The organism is Shewanella sp. YLB-07 (assembly GCF_009377275.1).
This window is the reverse complement of sequence record NZ_VOQB01000002.1, coordinates 92,430-108,677: the sequence shown is the minus strand read 5'-3', so window position 1 is coordinate 108,677 and position 16,248 is coordinate 92,430. Positions and strand designations below refer to the sequence as shown.

The 16,248-nt window shown below is 46.2% G+C and carries 8 protein-coding genes; 3 read left to right on the top strand and 5 right to left on the bottom strand.

The features are described 5' to 3' along the window. The first annotated feature begins 96 nt into the window (after positions 1-96). On the top strand, positions 97-3,249 hold the full coding sequence (locus FS373_RS04460) for an NAD(P)-binding protein (protein WP_152828843.1): 3,153 nt from the start codon (positions 97-99) through the stop codon (positions 3,247-3,249). A 75-nt stretch (positions 3,250-3,324) separates the two neighbouring features. On the opposite strand, the gene FS373_RS04455 is transcribed toward FS373_RS04460, so the two are convergent. Both FS373_RS04455 and FS373_RS04450 read right to left on the bottom strand, forming a co-directional pair. Continuing rightward, a complete protein-coding gene (locus tag FS373_RS04455) occupies positions 3,325-4,989 on the bottom strand; it encodes a diguanylate cyclase (RefSeq protein WP_144047609.1) in 1,665 nt (554 codons plus the stop codon). Positions 4,990-5,455: 466 nt separating this feature from the next. Then, positions 5,456-5,995, bottom strand: a complete 540-nt coding sequence (locus FS373_RS04450; protein ID WP_144047610.1) for a YfaZ family outer membrane protein — start codon at positions 5,993-5,995, stop codon at positions 5,456-5,458. A gap of 280 nt (positions 5,996-6,275) precedes the next feature. Between FS373_RS04450 and FS373_RS04445 the strand changes: the two genes are divergently transcribed. Further along, positions 6,276-6,758, top strand: a complete 483-nt coding sequence (locus tag FS373_RS04445; protein WP_144047611.1) for a glutathione peroxidase — start codon at positions 6,276-6,278, stop codon at positions 6,756-6,758. Between the two features lie 978 nt (positions 6,759-7,736). On the opposite strand, the gene FS373_RS04440 is transcribed toward FS373_RS04445, so the two are convergent. Then, positions 7,737-11,954 carry a collagenase gene (locus FS373_RS04440; protein WP_152828842.1) on the bottom strand — a complete coding sequence of 1,406 codons (4,218 nt, stop codon included), beginning with the start codon at positions 11,952-11,954 and terminating at the stop codon, positions 7,737-7,739. A 484-nt stretch (positions 11,955-12,438) separates the two neighbouring features. Here FS373_RS04440 and FS373_RS04435 point away from each other — a divergent pair, with 484 nt between their 5' ends. Continuing rightward, on the top strand, positions 12,439-12,918 hold the full coding sequence (locus FS373_RS04435; RefSeq protein ID WP_152828841.1) for an aminoacyl-tRNA deacylase: 480 nt from the start codon (positions 12,439-12,441) through the stop codon (positions 12,916-12,918). 109 nt (positions 12,919-13,027) lie between these two features. Here the strand turns inward: FS373_RS04435 and FS373_RS04430 are convergent, their stop codons facing one another. Beyond that, positions 13,028-14,845, bottom strand: a complete 1,818-nt coding sequence (locus tag FS373_RS04430) for a glycogen synthase (protein WP_227992486.1) — start codon at positions 14,843-14,845, stop codon at positions 13,028-13,030. Between the two features lie 63 nt (positions 14,846-14,908). Next, on the bottom strand, positions 14,909-16,177 hold the full coding sequence (glgC, locus tag FS373_RS04425; protein ID WP_144047613.1) for a glucose-1-phosphate adenylyltransferase: 1,269 nt from the start codon (positions 16,175-16,177) through the stop codon (positions 14,909-14,911). Positions 16,178-16,248 lie beyond the last annotated feature (71 nt).

The following is a 16,248-nucleotide window of genomic DNA, read 5'->3' as shown; positions in this document are numbered from 1 at the left end:
TTCGCGCAAACATCTACTATCAACTAATAGTTAAACAAAAAATAGTCTCTATCACAGATGCGCTTCACGACTTCTATGCCAAAAAGGAAATAGGCCATGGAACAACTTCGACCTGACTTCATCTATCCCCCAGGATCCATGTTGATGCACTCACCACTCGTGCTCAACAGGGCCGACATGTATGGTTTCTTCATGAAAGGGAAGGAGAAAAACTTACAAAAATCCATCGATACTAGTCTCAATCAGGTAGCAGGTAGCAAGATGTACTTTAAGGTGCTTTCGCCTTATATATTAACCAGTTTTACCCGAGTCGATAAGGCTTATTCAGAATATCCCGAGGACAGGGAAAAAGGTTGGATCCAGGAAACCGATATTATCACTTGGGTCATGATAGGCAGGCAAGAAAGTGCCGACAGCAACGACATCAGCCAGGTGTATTTTCATCCCTTGTTCACCTTCGTCAATGATGCCATGGCCCTCATAAATGGCCGTGAGCTATTCGGTTATCCCAAATACATGTGTGAATATGAGATGCCCCAGCCCGGTGAGCCCCTCACTAAACTCAGCCTGTCGGTCAAGAGCTTCAAGACCTTCTCTCCCGAGACTGAACTGGCGTTTCACCCCCTGTTAACGGTCGATTGTGAAGCTCAAGAGGAAGATCAGCTCAGCACATTAGAGGCCATCACCAAAACCTGGCAACTGTTTAAAGGCCAGACCGACTTCATTCCCGAACTCGACAGACTAGGTGAGAACCAGCTATTTAGCTTGCTGTTCAAACCCGCTATCGATCAGATTTTTCTCAAGCAGCTACCAGACTCGGCCGGAAAGAAGGCTGTCTATCAGGCGATTACCGCCTCACCCGCTAAGGTGAATCGAGTCCATTCCTTGTCACTACTGAAAAATGACCTGTTAGCCACAGTGTTCGACAATGCCAGCTTCCCCTTGAAAGAGTCATTGGGCCTCGAGTTAGGCGAGCAACACGTGCTGCTACCCTATCATGTTAATTTTGACTTCGAGGTACCTGAGGGAGAGGTCTTAGTCGATAACTCAGTGCTCAAGAAGGAAAAGATAGCCATACTCGGCGGTGGCGTCGCCGCAATGTCGGCGGCCATGTGTTTAACCGAGCAGCCTGGCTGGCAAAACAAATATGAGATTGATGTGTATCAACTGGGTTGGCGCATCGGCGGCAAAGGCGCCAGTGGTCGAAATGCTGAGCAAGGCCAGCGAATCGAAGAGCACGGCCTACATATCTGGTTTGGTTTTTATCAAAATGCCTTCAGCCTGATGCGCAAAGCTTATGAAGAGCTAGAACGACCGGAAGGTGCACCACTGGCAACTTTCTTAGATGCCTTCAAGCCCCACAGCTATATCGTACTGCAGGAGGACGTTGGCGGTGAGTCTGACAGTTGGCCCATAGAGTTCCCACTCAGAGAAGGGCTTCCGGGAGACAGTACGGAGATCTTAACCCTATGGAAAGTGGTCAAGGCCGCCTTTAGTTGGATAAGAGACTGGCTCAAGGAGATGGATGACCTGCTCGATGAAGCCGAAAAAGAAACCGCTAAGCCAGTCCATTGGTTTAGTGAGGACTGGTTTGAACGCCTCAAAGACAGAATAGAAGACTCGATTGAAGACACCATAGATGATACTAAGGAGAACCTTGCTTCTCTTGGCGACTCTATAGAATGTCATCTTAATCAACTCGTCGGTCGTGAGTGTGATGAACACGCCCACAGCCCAGATGAAGATGATGAAGGCTTTATCGAGTCTGCCGTCGACAGTTTCCGTGCGCGCTTAGAGGAGAGCTTCGCCGAGAAGTTAGAGACTAACGATGAGCTTCGCAGGCTGTATATCGCCTCAGATCTTGGCCTGACCATACTCAAGGGGATGTTCGCCGATGGCGTGTTTAAGCATGGCTTCGATGCCATCAACGATTACGATTACCGTGAGTGGCTGATTAAACACGGTGCGAATCAGACCTTTACGGTAGACTCTGCGCCAGTCAGGAGCTTCTACGATCTGGTATTCGCCTATGAGAAAGGCAATTTCGATAAACCCAATCTGGAGGCGGGTACCATCATTCGCTCCATGTTGCGTATCGCCCTGTGCTATCAAGGTGGCGTGATGTGGAAGATGCAGGCGGGCATGGGCGATGTGGTTTTTACCCCTTACTACCAAGTCCTTAAGCGCCGCGGGGTAAACTTTCACTACTTCAACCAAGTGGACAATCTTGTCTGCAATAACGGCACCATTGAAGCCATTGAGATCACCGAGCAGGTTAAACTTAAAGAGGGTTTAGAAAGCTACGATCCCTTAGTCGATGTTAAAGGTCTAGATTGCTGGCCGAGCGCACCACTCTATGATCAGCTTGATAGTGAGCAGGCTCAGCTACTAAAAGACAATAACATCAATTTGGAACACTTCTGGAGTGATTGGCAGTCTGTTTATCAAGATAGGTTTGGTGAGCCATTGCCGACAAAAAGACTCGTGAAAGGAGAGGATTTTGACCGGGTTATTTTCGGTCTATCCATAGGTTCGGTGCCCCATGTCGCCGCCGAGGTCATGGCCCAGAGCGAGCCTTTAACTAAGACTGTCGACAAGGTTAAGACTGTAGCCACTCAAGCCTATCAAGTCTGGCTCAATGAAGATCTGCATGGCATGGGTTGGCAATATATGCCAGAGAGTGGCGAGCAGCCTGTACTCTCTGGCTTCACCGAACCCTTTGATACCTGGGCCTCGATGGATCAGTTAATAGATAAGGAGGACTGGCAAGGGGGACAGCCCAAAAATGCCAGCTACTTCTGCTCGGCGCTGCCAGTAGAGCATTACCCTCCCCGCTCGGATATTGAATTTCCACAGCTTAAGGCGCTGCAGGCCAAAGAAGGCGCCATAGGTCAACTCAACAGTCAGATCCACAAGCTATGGAGCAATGTTGGAAACGAGTTCCCCTGGCAGTGGTTACACCTAGGAGATGAAGCGAGTGAAGCCGTGCAGGGGCAAGCCAGATTCGATAGTCAATACTGGCGCGTCAATATCGATCCCTCGGAGCGCTATGTGATGTCGGTTAAAGGTAGCAGCAAATTCCGTATCGATACCGACGGTACAGGCATAGACAACCTCTATGTCACTGGCGATTGGATTAATACAGGCATCAACGCCAGCTGCGTCGAAGCGGCGACAATGGCAGGCATGCACACCTCAAAAGCTATCTGTGGCTACCCTAAGGTAATTAAAGGAGAAAAGGACTTTTAGTCAGTTTACCTAAAGGTATAACACATAGAAAAAGCTGACAGTGCGAACTGTCAGCTTTCTTATAGTTGCAGTAAATTAGATAAAATCTAAACTCTTGGAATCATTAATGACCTGACTCAACTTAGCCTGCTTAACACGGCGTTTTTCAGTCTTATGGCGATACATATTCTTATCTGCGGTTCTCAACCAGTCACTGGCATCTTTAGCATCTCTGTTCAGAGCGAAACCATAGCTTATACCTGTCTCTCGATAGCCTTCCTTCTCAAATGCATTAGAGACTTGCTCGAGTTTAACCAGAACAGATTGAGTCTGTTCTATAGAGAGTAAAATGACAAAATTATCTCCCCCGATCCTAAATAACCTCAGCCTTTCATGGGCTTCACAGATAGACTTAAGCTGTTTAGCGGCAAATTGAAGTAAACAGTCTCCCTCATGATGGCCTAAGGTATGATTCACCAGAGTGATACCATCAATATCCAGCAAGATCAGGTCTTCATCCCGCTTAACATTTATACCAAACAGCTGAGTTTGCATGAATTCATCGAATGCATGTCGATTTTGTAGCTGTGTCAGTTCATCCTTACGGGCTTTCTCCCAGGCGATGCCCAACGTCTTGATGTAGGTTTGCCTCTCCTCGGACAATAACTTGATCTTATTTGCCAGTGCCAGGGACAGCATAAGGGCATCGGCGGTTCCGCCTATGAGTGTGGCAAGTTCTGCATATTCGATAAAGTCCGGAGTTAGCCCTAAATTACCCGGAAGAATTATCACGGCTGGCAACAATAAACAGGTGAAGGCAAAGATGAAATAACGAGCCGGAGAAAAACCTTTGAGCAAGCAGACGTTACCACAAGTAATCGCCAGGCCAATCCACAACATGATTAATACAGAGGCAATAATCGCGGTATAGGAGACCAAATAGATACTCGTCGGCAGTGCCAAGATACACAGCCACATCAAGTACTTGCTTAAACGCCACAGCTTTGGAGAATATTCAGGAAGCTGAAGAAAATGTTTGTAGAACAAGATATTAAATATAGGGAGACTAATAAAAAACAGATGGTGTAACTCTAAATTATGATAAGCCCATAGGTGAGCAGGAATGTGAAATGTCAGCGCCCAACCGAAGAAGTATGCCAATACATAGAGACCGTAATAGAGAAAAGCCCGGTCCTTGATAGAGAAAAAAATCAGTAAGTTATAGCAAGCAATAAAGATGAGTCCACCTAGACATAACATCACAGCCATGGCTTCAATATCTGCACTCTTCTTGTGCTCTAGCAGATGCTTTAACTCCACCTTAGGCACCGAAGAGAAATAGCGACTCTCCAGTTTCACGATAACCCAATATTCCACTCCATAGTTAAGCTCTACTTCCCGGCCATAATCAAACAAAAACTCATAAGGGGCATAGTAACCACTGTGAGAATCTTGCTTGCTGCCATCGTCACCTATCACCCAATAATCGAGAGATTCAACGATGGAGTTTCTGACACTGATTGCCCATTTAGTCTCTCTGTCGTACATAAATGTAGGCATTACCACCCAGTAGCTGCCCCCCGTTAAACTGATGCTGTCAGCTTTCTCCAGTGTCGCCATCCAAGGCGTCACATCGGCATGTTGAGAAGGAGGTGCTTGTTCGGCTTTAGCATGAAATAGGAAGGACTGATCGAAAGAGATTGCAGCTACTGCTGTATGGCTAAAAAAGATGAGTAATAACAAGAGTGTTCTTTGGATCATATCATTCGCCTTTTATCTAATTATTCGTTGACCTTAGGTCAACTACAAGCAGCTAGGCTCTATGATTTCCTCCTGATCCTTGAAGGAAATCATAGCCGCACATGCCATCAGCAGCTTGCAATATCGTTTACACATTGAGCATTATTCAATATAAGTCACAAAAAGATGAAGAGTGTGCTTTCCCCTTGAATAAACGCTAAAGATGTCTTTTTCAGCAGGACGCTGTGATATAGCAATATCTAATCGAAGAAACAGGCTGAGCCGTAGAAAATGGAGGGAGTTGCCTTCCGATGGCTTTAGTGTTCCAGTACGAGTTCAAGCGTCACTAACGATTAGTTTAGACTATTTTGACTGTAACGGAATGATATATCGGAGCAAATTTAATGGGGGTATGACAAGGTATTAAACAAAACATCAGTCGCTATAGCACCTGAGCGACTGATGTTATTGCGCATAGCAGGGAGAGTTAGAAACTGGCTTTGCCACCTATATAGAAACCAGAGTCGAAAGTAGAGTTATTGGTGTTGTCATACTGCAGACGAATATTTCTGTAGCCAGTATAAAGTGCAAGACTTGGATTTAACTGGAATTGAATTTTACTGTCTAACTCGTACATACCATCGACGCTACCAAAAGAGAGTACCGAAGGTGCATAATAACCAGACGCATGGAAAGAGAGGTTAGACCCCAGCGCCATAGTGTAACGACCACCCACCCCAATGGCACTGCCGTTAGCACTGTTTTCCGCCCAGGCATAGGAATACTTTGCTCCGATCTCAAAATGATGAATACCCGCATCATGGGCTACATGTATGGCACTCGATATGAGTTGTCCCCCATCATTTGAATAGATATATCCGAGTACGGCATTGGCATTATTTTTAAGATCTAGATTAATTTCTGTAGAAATAACGTCATCGTTAAGACCAATGCCAAAATCGTTGGCATTGGCTGCAACAGAAATACTCGATAGCAGGAGTAGGCTACTCCAAATTTTAACGCTCATATTGGCCTCTGAGAATTGGTTTTGCGGATAATAGCAAAAACGTCACAGACAACCACTATTCAATTGTTTTTAAAGAGTAATATAGTTTTATCGCACACACTTAAGCAACCAGAAAACCACAAAGAGTAAAAATAAGAATCATCTCCCCACTAAATGAAAAAAAAGAAACAATTCGTATCGTTCGAGCTCCAGTTCAAGCCTCATGTAAGTTGTGCGCAATTAGTTTGCTCAAAACTATACTTACTGCTAGATTAGCTGAAACCTTCAGGAGAGATTCAACATGACATCCATCTATGACTTTTCGGTAAATAATATCCAAGGAAAATCGGTATCCTTATCTGAGTATAAAGATAAGGTGATATTGATAGTCAATACGGCAAGCGCATGTGGCTTCACCCCTCAATATAAAGGGCTACAGGCTCTGTATGAAAAATACGGCCCTGATAATTTTGTCATCCTAGGGTTTCCCTGTAACCAGTTCGGAGCCCAGGAGAGTGGCAGTGAGAGTGAAATATCTTCATTTTGTGAACTGAATTTCGGCGTGAACTTCCCCCTCTTTGAGAAAATAGAGGTCAATGGCCCTGAGGCACATCCCCTCTATGAGTACCTCAAATCCGAGGCTAAGGGGATTCTAGGCAGCCAGGGGATCAAATGGAATTTCACCAAATTCTTAATTGATAGCCAAGGAAAGGTGTTAACGCGATTTGCTTCTACCACTAAGCCTGAAGCGATAGAAAAAGAGATAAATAGTTTGCTAGGCTAATCAACAAGATAGTTTTTTTCTTTACTTAAACACAAAAAATATCGTCTATTTTTTGAACTTATTCATTTTCAGGGCATCAAAGAATATGAACGCGAAGAAGGTTTTCATGTTCATCATTCTCCCTGGGACTTCTAGCGCGGTCCCCTTGATCTTAAATGATCATCAGGCAGCCCAATCTTGATAAAAGACTGGTGTTGCCCTTTTTTTGCTTCATTTTCATCAGTTTTCCAAGAGGTAATGATTGGTCGAAAAATAAAAATAACTTTATCTGCTTCCAAAATGAACTTTCGCTAAATTAATGACTCATACATAGTGAACCGAATTTCTGGCTTCGACTTTTCATACTCAAATGAGTCATTCACAGTCCCAGCCGTTTCACTGTTCATCATCATCTCCCTTTAGATACGCATTGTATCTACTGGAAACATGTTATCGACTGCTAGCGCTAATCGACATTATTGTTTCCAACTACAGATTCTGAATAAGAATTCTTATGGCTCCCCTTTTTAAGGCGGGGCCATTTTTTTATCTTCTTATCACTTTAAAATTCATAACAAGAAGTACCAATCGACACAAAACACAATAACAACAACCACTTGACTCAAGACAGATAATGATGAATTCTAATTAATCTAAGTTTTTATCCATAACGATGAACTAATTCAGATCCCATGACTCTTACTATATGTAGCGAGTGCTACATGTTTTCATCATGGTTCATCACCTCCCTTTAGGACGCTCATTTGAGCCTCCAAATGAAGAGTTAAGTTTGTTTGCTAGCGCTATGCAGCTTAATCATTCATATACAGATTCTTTATAAGAATTCTTGTGGCTCCCCTTAATTTAAGGCGGGGCCATTTTTTTATCTTCTATTCAAAGACTATCCTGCTTTTACACATAAAAAACGGGCCTTAGTTGCCTAAGACCCGCTTGTTTTATGAGCAAACGATATAAATAGCTTTTACTAGCGACTCAATGCTATTTAAGGGTGACCTTTAGCGTCACATCTTCGCTGCTAGGCATACTTTGCACCGAGACATAATACCAACCACTCTTTGGCTGATTCACAGTCACACTCTCTATGGTACCTGGGTTAGCTGATGCACCTGTGTTGCTGCTCGCATCGGGCCAGCTCTCGCCTACATATAACTCCAGCTCTCCGACGCCGTGTCCGGTTTCAGCCGTTAAGCTCTGAGTACCGGATGGCACATTGATATAGAAAGATGAGCGACCATTTTTGACACAGATAGAAACACCGTCACTGATACTGCCATAATCTTGCACAGTTTCAGTCGCGCACGTATCGGCTAATCCACTAGGTTGCTCTGGCTCAACTGGCGGCTCGACCGGTGTTGTACCCGAGTCAGTTAAACTCACCTTCACAGTGACACCTGAGTAGCTAGTGCCAGTGTCGATGGCAATATAACGCCAGCCACGATTAGCTACCACATGCAGACTCTCGCTGTTACCACTTAGCTCAGACTTAGATTGCGCGTTAGTCGATGACGCCCAAGTATCTGCATTAAAGTAAATGTTGGCATCTCCCTCACCACCTTGTGTAGTGATGTACAGATCTGTGTTATCCGCATCCACATAGACATAGAAACTGCCTTTGCCACCACTGATACACTCTTCATTTTCAAGGCTCAACTGGCCAGAGGTGATCGTCGCGACGCCACAGCTCTGCACTACACCATTGTTAGGATCGTTTGGATAGGCATCGGCATTATCACCTACACCGTCACCGTCACTGTCCAAGGTTTCCGTTGCATCGTTAGGGAAGGCATCTAAGTTATCACCTACACCATCACCGTCACTGTCCAGCGTTTCCGTTGCGTCATGAGGGAAGGCATCTGAGTTATTACCTACACCATCACCGTCGCTGTCCAGCGTTTCCGTCGCATCGTTAGGGAAGGCATCGGCATTATCACCCACACCATCGCCATCCGTATCGACAGATTCAGTTGGATCATTGGGGAAGGCATCTTGTGAATCTATGACGCCGTCCCCATCAGTGTCCACAGGAGTCGTTCCACCACCGACGAGTTCTTCAGTGATTAGGTAATCATTACTGACACCTTCTTCCGTCATCACAGCAACGCCTAAACACTGGCCGCCAGTATTGGTAATTGCCGCACGGCGGTTACCAAACCACTTCCAGGTGGTAGCACTGTCATAGGTTTCTCCGCTTGCCAAGGTCGTGAAACCAAAGCTCTCGCTAAGCTCACCGGTTTCATTGTCTACGCGGTAAACACGCACAGATGTGCTGCTGTTATTGGTAAAGGAGAAATCAGCCTCAAACGGACCCGTTAGATGCTTATTCATCAGATCACAACTGCCTATTGTATTGGCAGCTGGAATTAGCTCAGGCGCCGCCACATTAGCAATGGTAGCCGCGTCGATAATGAAATCGGCAGTTGCATTGTTTAGCACACCCACACTTAAACAATTCAAGCGGGCATCGGCTAGCATGATACGACGATCGCCATACCAGATATCGGATGTGTAGCTCTCCCCCTTATTGAGCGTACCGTAACCAAAATCAAACCCAGTTGCCGCACTGGCATACTTAGGTTTGCCTGTCAGGTTATCGACTCTGAACAGACGAACCGGATAGTCTGTGGTGTTAGTGATGGTAAAGGCATGGGACTCATCCTTGATAAGGTGAGGTCTCACTAACTCACAGCTGCCCAGCATATCTTGTTCGGGAATCGCCTCAGGCACCACATCTTTGACTAAATCTGCATCGATAGAGAAGCTGTTCTGAACCGGCTCCATCACAGCAACCCCTAAACAGTTCATGGCATTATCGGTCAGCATCAAGCGATCGCCTTCACTCCAGCTTGCAGCTGTGTAGCTTTCACCAAGATTTAACGTTTTATAGTTCTTGGCGAAGTTAGCCGTGCCCTTGTTGTTATCTATCCAAAACAGAGACACAGGCGTATCTGTGGTATTAGTGACCGTATATTCGGTCTTATTCGCGTCCACCTTACGCACATATTGCTGAGCCAAGGCGCAACTGCCTATGCTATCCGCTGCCGGAATCAATGCCGTGGCTGGTGACACAGTTTCAGAATTTGCTAACACGAAGGCTTCGAAACCAGCCTCTGTGCGCTCCGCTACACCTTTTAGTACTTCGATATAGGCGGCATTATCACCGGCCTGCAGCGCAGCTGTGATAGAGGCGACTTCATCCGGATGCTGCTCACCCAGATAGCGCATGGCAAAATAGCCCCATTGATACAAATCATCATACTCATAGGACATAAATAGCAAGTTATACAGAGGTGGAATCGTTTCGCCCTTTAAGGCATTAAGTGTACGGGTATGCTCGGCACCATTGGCCATATACTCGGCCATGCCCTCTGACCAGGAAACGTTATAATCGAATGAGCCATATGATCCCGCCTTGATATAGCGACCATCTAGATAGTGTACAAACTCATGTCTCAAGTTATAAATCTGGTCGATATACTGACAAGATGTTCCCACCCAAGAATCCGGACACTGCATGGCAATAAAGCGCGCCTGATTACCGACATTCTCCGGCGTACCTTCGAGGTACATACCACCGTTATTGGTGCTAATGCCGAAAAACTCAGGGGCGTACTTTTCATAATCTTCGGGGCTGGCGAACGCCACCACTTCTATGACATCGTTTTGATCACCAGTAACAGGCACGCCGCCGGTATTGAAGAAATTGTGGAACTCAGTCTCTTGCAACGCAATATCGGCGCAAGACTGGGTTAAGGTTGCCTGGCTAATACTTGATTGGGCGCGAATAACCACCTTATCGGTACACTGATGACGTACGGTTAAAATGTCTTCCTCTTTCGGTGGCACCACACAGCTACCAAACAAGGGGTCGCTCGCCTCACACTGACGACCCGCTGACTTTAAGTAATTCTTAGTCACTATGGTCTCAGTGGTTTCGACCGAGATCACCTGAGTCACCTTGCCATGTACCTCTAAGATGCTGCTATCGAAACGCGCCTTGGCCTCGTCGGTTGCTATACTCGATATCTTGCCCATAGCGATAAAGGTATGGGGTAAGATCCATTTTCTATCGGCTTCGGTGGACCATTTCATATCCAGTGACGTTTCCCCCAAGAAGGCAAAGGAGCGCATCACAGAAAGCACATCCAGCATATTGCTGTTGTAGGCAGATTTGACCGAACCATCACCATAGTAGGCAGCAGAACCAATGGCTCCTAGTAGCGCCATGGCCGCATCACCGGCATTGGTGGCGCCAAACGGGTTTGTCTGAGTAGAGTAGTATTGAATAGTCGCTAACAGGTGAGGCAGTTGGTCCTTAAAGTAGCTCGCACCAGCGCCGCGCTCAAAGTTATTTAGCGCCTTAGCATAACCTTCCTGGATAACGCCGCCATCAGTGCTCAAGAAGCCAGTCATACTCGCGACGGCTTGAAGTGCAATGCTCAGCTTAACGGCCTCTGCATCTGACATAGCAGGCGCGTAATACTTATATGAGCCCAAGAAATACAGCAGTTGATTGAGATCTGGGTCGGTCAGATCGTCAGCGCTCGCAAGATAGTGAACCGCATCGCTCACATCATCAATAGGGTCATTTACACCACTGGCAATACCTTCAAAATCGCTGTAAGTCGCGGCTAAGATGGTAGCAATCGCGTTGCCGTATTGTGCTTTCGATGAAATAGATGGCGTAGGAAGGTCGACAACAATATTCGTGTCGAAAACAATATAGTCACCCATAGGAGGTGGAATATCGCCACCAGTCACAGTCACTTGCAGTGTCGTTTCTTGTATGTTGCCGTTAATCTTGAAATAACGTGCTCCGGCGCGGGACACGAAAGAGATTGACTCATTATTAGTACCGACTGTGGCACTGGTCAGTTCCGCATTGCCACTCCAGTCATCACCATCATAGAGGACGATATCGGCATCACTGCCACTGAATGTTCCACCGGATGTAGTAATGGTGACATCACTGTTCTCATAGGGCACATTCACATAGAAATAATGACCATAATCGGTAATACAATAAGCTTGATTAGCGGGGACTTCCCCCTGGCGCTCTAAGGTTTTAGTGCCACACATCTCGGCCGCTTGCACTGAGGGAGCGTATAGCACACCTAGGTTAAGGGTAAGTAAGATAGCGCTAGCTAGAATAGACTTTTTGGAAGATATACTATTTATTGGTTTTATAATGTTTCTCATAGGGTTTACCTCATGCAACGGCGCCAGCTTATCGCTGGACATACTATTCATATAAGTAAAAAGACACTTTAGTTCTACGATGCGACCCGTAGATATTCCTTTGACTGCACACATGCAAGGTGGGCAGGTGTCTTTAATTATCCATCTCTATTTATTGATTTTTTCTTGGTGCTTTCACTAGACAGTACTTTTGTTAATAAAATGTTTCTTTTTATTTCTACTGTATATTGCATGCAATAATCAAGGGTAGATGAATATTAATCATGTTAAAGCTTGAGGGATATTTGAATAAGAATTGAATAAAAATAAAATAAGGATTATAAATCAGATAAATACGTCATGTAGTAACCTATCTTACGAAGGTTAATTATATGACTCAATGTTCAGTACATATTATTGAGCGATTTGAGTTCGTTCGAACCTAACTTTAAGCCTCTGGACTATAATTACTACTAACGCCATATTGGCTTCGAGAGGTAACACCATGGCTATTTCTACCCGGTTAAATGAGTATCTGCAGGATAATGAAGTGAACTATGAGCTTGTCTCTCATCCCCATAGCTTTAATTCCCTGAGCTCGGCCATAGCGGCGCAGGTCTCACCATCCCAGCTGGCAAAGGCGGTGATCTTAGAAGATCATGAAGGACGTAAGATGATGGCAGTGTTACCCGCTAACCATAAAATCAGCTTGGGGGCACTGGGGGACAAACTCAATCGAGACCTACACCTGATGAAGGAGCAGGCTGTCTATCAGATGTTTAATGACTGTGAGAATGGGGCTATTCCCCCCTTTGGAGGCGCCTACAATTTAGAAGCGGTTTATGACGATCTGTTAGTGGATGCCAAAGAAGTCTATTTTGAGGCTGGAGACCATAGCAGCTTAGTGCACATAAGCCGAAAAGATTTCGTCAAACTGATCAAAGATGCCAAACACTTAAGATTCAGCCATCAAAATATACATTAGGTTTGAGCATCATCGAGTCATTAGCAGATGCCTGATGACTTCGATGCTGATGTCGGTAGCTGATTTAGCCATTTAGTTCAATGCTAAATCAGATACCTAAGACGATGATTTAAAACTCATAGAGATCTTGCCTATACTTTAGCGCTGAGCTTGCCCAATCGAATCTCTGTTGACTGGCTAAGCGTTCCATACTCTGCCACTTTTCACTGTTATATTCCCCGAGGGCATCGGAAAAACGCCCCAACAGACTCTCAGCTTGCCCCGCTAGGCTATCACCAAAAAACAGATAGCCGGTTTCATTATCGGCCACAGTATCGCGCAGGCCACCCACTCCGTGAACCAAACAAATTTGTCCCGCCTTCATCGCGAGCATCTGACTTATCCCACAAGGCTCGAAAGAGCTTGGCATCATAAAGAGATCGCCGTTTCGATACAGGGCATCCGAAACGGCCTCATCATAGCCATTAAGGAATATGAAGTTAGCATATCCGGCTGCAATGGCACTGAATTCTCGGGCGATTTTAGCGTCGCCGCTGCCCAGCAGTATGAATACCCCCTCGGGATGAGTCTGAGCCAAAGCCTGTAATATAGACTCGAGCACTGAGACTCGCTGGCCATTAGCGAGCACGACTCTCTGACGCAAGATAAGCACCTTCTGATCCGTCAGTCGACCGACCGAAGTCACTAGCATATTTGGGCCTATGTGCTTATTCATCGACGGCTTGTCTGCCGATTGCAGCTTAGATAATTGTGTATCTTTAGATAGCCAGACACGTCGCCACAATCCTGCAATTCGCGTCAGGGCTATCTGATCACAACAGGCAACCCACTGTTTATCACCCTGCCAGCACAACAGCGCCGACTCCATCAGTTCCAACAGCCCGAGCCAGGTATCATCTTGTTCGACTATACCCTGCACAGCCCTGGGGTGATCCGGTTTATTGCCTAACTCCTGAGTGTTCGCTCTATTCTTAGCAGCCGTACCCCTGACGCCCTTGTCTCTGAGCTTATCCCTGACACTGGCTTTGGCACTCCCAAGACTCTCCTTAACACTCGCTTCATCGGCAAGCTCATCGTAGACACAGGCATTTAATATCCCCACCAGCGCACCCGAGTCTTGTTTACGCTGCAGATCTGCCTCCAGTCCTTCGCCACCAAAAAAACCAGCGCCATGATCTGAGGGTTTCAGCACTTCATCGGCGTAAGTCGGTGAAACCAGGTGAACCTTAGCGCACAGATTAATTCCGACTCTCATGGGGTTGATACAATGGGGATAGCGGGGGTCTATCACAGCTCTAAGCTGCTCAGGAGATAACTTTTCCAGTAGGTTCGGAAACCAGGCACTCAAGGAAGAGCTGTCACCTCTGAGTGGGCGTATCCCCTGTATGGCCAGATTGTGTATGGTATAGACACAGGGAATAGCCGAAAGCTTTTGGAAATCTTCATCGTATTGGCTCAAGAGGGAAAACATGGCGCTGTGCCAGTCATGGAGATGTATCAGCTTCGGCCAGGGTAACAAGTGCTCGTTGATCGCCGTCGCCACACAGAGGCAAAACAGGGCAAACTTATTGGCATCCTCGGCGAAGGGCCGCTCGTCACTACCTTGGCTATAGATCTCCTGAGCTTTCCCGCTAAACACGCCATCTTGAGCGTCGATGAAATAGATCACCGCGCCCTCAACTTCCGGATGAGGAGTACTTAACAGAGCGACACTCTGCCTGGCACCGCCAAAAGTCACACTAAATTCAGCAAGCTTAGTGGCGTTAACTGAGCCAGCGAGAAAGCCATAACTTGGCATAATCACATCGGTCATCACACCTTGCTCCGCCAAAGCGGCCGGGAGATCGCGGATAACATCCGCCATTCCCCCCACTTTAGCCCTTGGTATCGAGCCGTTCTCGGCGGCTAACATCAATACTCTTTTCAATGTTCTTTCCTTATCCACTACGAAATAAAGCGCAAAATAAAGTGCAGAATCAAGTACAGAGATTCACTCATAGCCTAATGGCAGTCCCAACATGTCTCTTGTCACTAACACCACGCCCTTCTCCGAGACCCTAAAGCCTCTTTTTCTGTCATGAACATGGTCATAACCAATCACAGTGCCTTCGGGAATGATGCAACCACGATCGAGAATGGCATTCTTAATTTTACAATGTCGCTGCACCACTACATCGGGCAGAATCACCGCGCCTTCGACTTGTGAATAAGAGCAGATTCTCACCTCATTAAATAACACACTCCTGCGCACCGTTGCCCCAGAGATGATGCAACCTCCGGATACGATAGAATCTAAGGTCATGCCTCGCCTGTCATCATCATCGAAGACAAACTTTGCCGGCGGAAGTTGCTCCTGATAGGTCCAGATAGGCCACTTTGCATCGTATAGGTTTAACGGCGGTGTTGGGGATAACAGTTCCATATTGGCCTGCCAAAATGAATCCAGAGTCCCCACATCACGCCAATAGGCTTTTTGGTCGTTAAAATCGCTGCAAAATGGATAGGCGAATACATTATGATCTTGGATAATGGAAGGGATGATATCTTTACCAAAATCTCGCTCAGAGTTTTCATTCAGAGCATCTTTTTTGAGCTGCTCAAACAGAAACTCTGTGTTAAAGACATAATTTCCCATGGAGGCTAGACAAGATTCCGGATTATCCGGCAGGTGTTTAGGCACTTCTGGCTTCTCTTCGAAGCCTAAGATGCGCTGGGTTTCATCGACCTGTACCACACCGAAGGCTCCAGCGGCCTCGGCTACCGGCACCTCTAAACAGGAAACGGTCATGTCCGCCCCGGACTCTGCATGGGCGGCGAGTATTCCCGCATAATCCATACGATAGACATGATCGCCCGATAAAATCATCACGTATTTAGGCATCTCGTGACGAATAATATCCATATTTTGAAACACTGCATCGGCCGTGCCTTGATACCAGTTTTCCGAGAAGCGCTGAGATGCAGGTAAGATCTCCACCGACTCGCCAAGCTCTTTCTTAAAATGGCCCCAACCTCGCATGACATGACGAATGAGCGAATGAGATTTATATTGAGTCACCACGCCCACACGGCGGATCCCTGAGTTGATACAGTTCGATAGTGGGAAATCGATGATCCTAAACTTCCCCCCAAAATAGAGCGAAGGTTTCGCGCGCCACTCAGTTAACTCATGCAAACGGGAACCTCGGCCTCCGGCCAAGATAATGGCATAGGTATCACGGGTTATATTACTGATATAACGTGGACTCGGATTAGGCATCTATACTCGCTCCTTGAGATTCATTGCTTAGGGTTAATTGGCTTTCACCGTTCAACGTTTGCTGTATTGGG

What these genes read in the sequence shown, in the direction of transcription:
- FS373_RS04460 (WP_152828843.1), top strand. Translation starts at nt 97, where the DNA reads ATGGAACAACTTCGACCTGACTTCATCTATCCCCCAGGATCCATGTTG.
- FS373_RS04455 (WP_144047609.1), bottom strand. Translation starts at nt 4,989, where the DNA reads ATGATCCAAAGAACACTCTTGTTATTACTCATCTTTTTTAGCCATACA.
- FS373_RS04450 (WP_144047610.1), bottom strand. Translation starts at nt 5,995, where the DNA reads ATGAGCGTTAAAATTTGGAGTAGCCTACTCCTGCTATCGAGTATTTCT.
- FS373_RS04445 (WP_144047611.1), top strand. Translation starts at nt 6,276, where the DNA reads ATGACATCCATCTATGACTTTTCGGTAAATAATATCCAAGGAAAATCG.
- FS373_RS04440 (WP_152828842.1), bottom strand. Translation starts at nt 11,954, where the DNA reads ATGAGAAACATTATAAAACCAATAAATAGTATATCTTCCAAAAAGTCT.
- FS373_RS04435 (WP_152828841.1), top strand. Translation starts at nt 12,439, where the DNA reads ATGGCTATTTCTACCCGGTTAAATGAGTATCTGCAGGATAATGAAGTG.
- glgC (WP_144047613.1), bottom strand. Translation starts at nt 16,177, where the DNA reads ATGCCTAATCCGAGTCCACGTTATATCAGTAATATAACCCGTGATACC.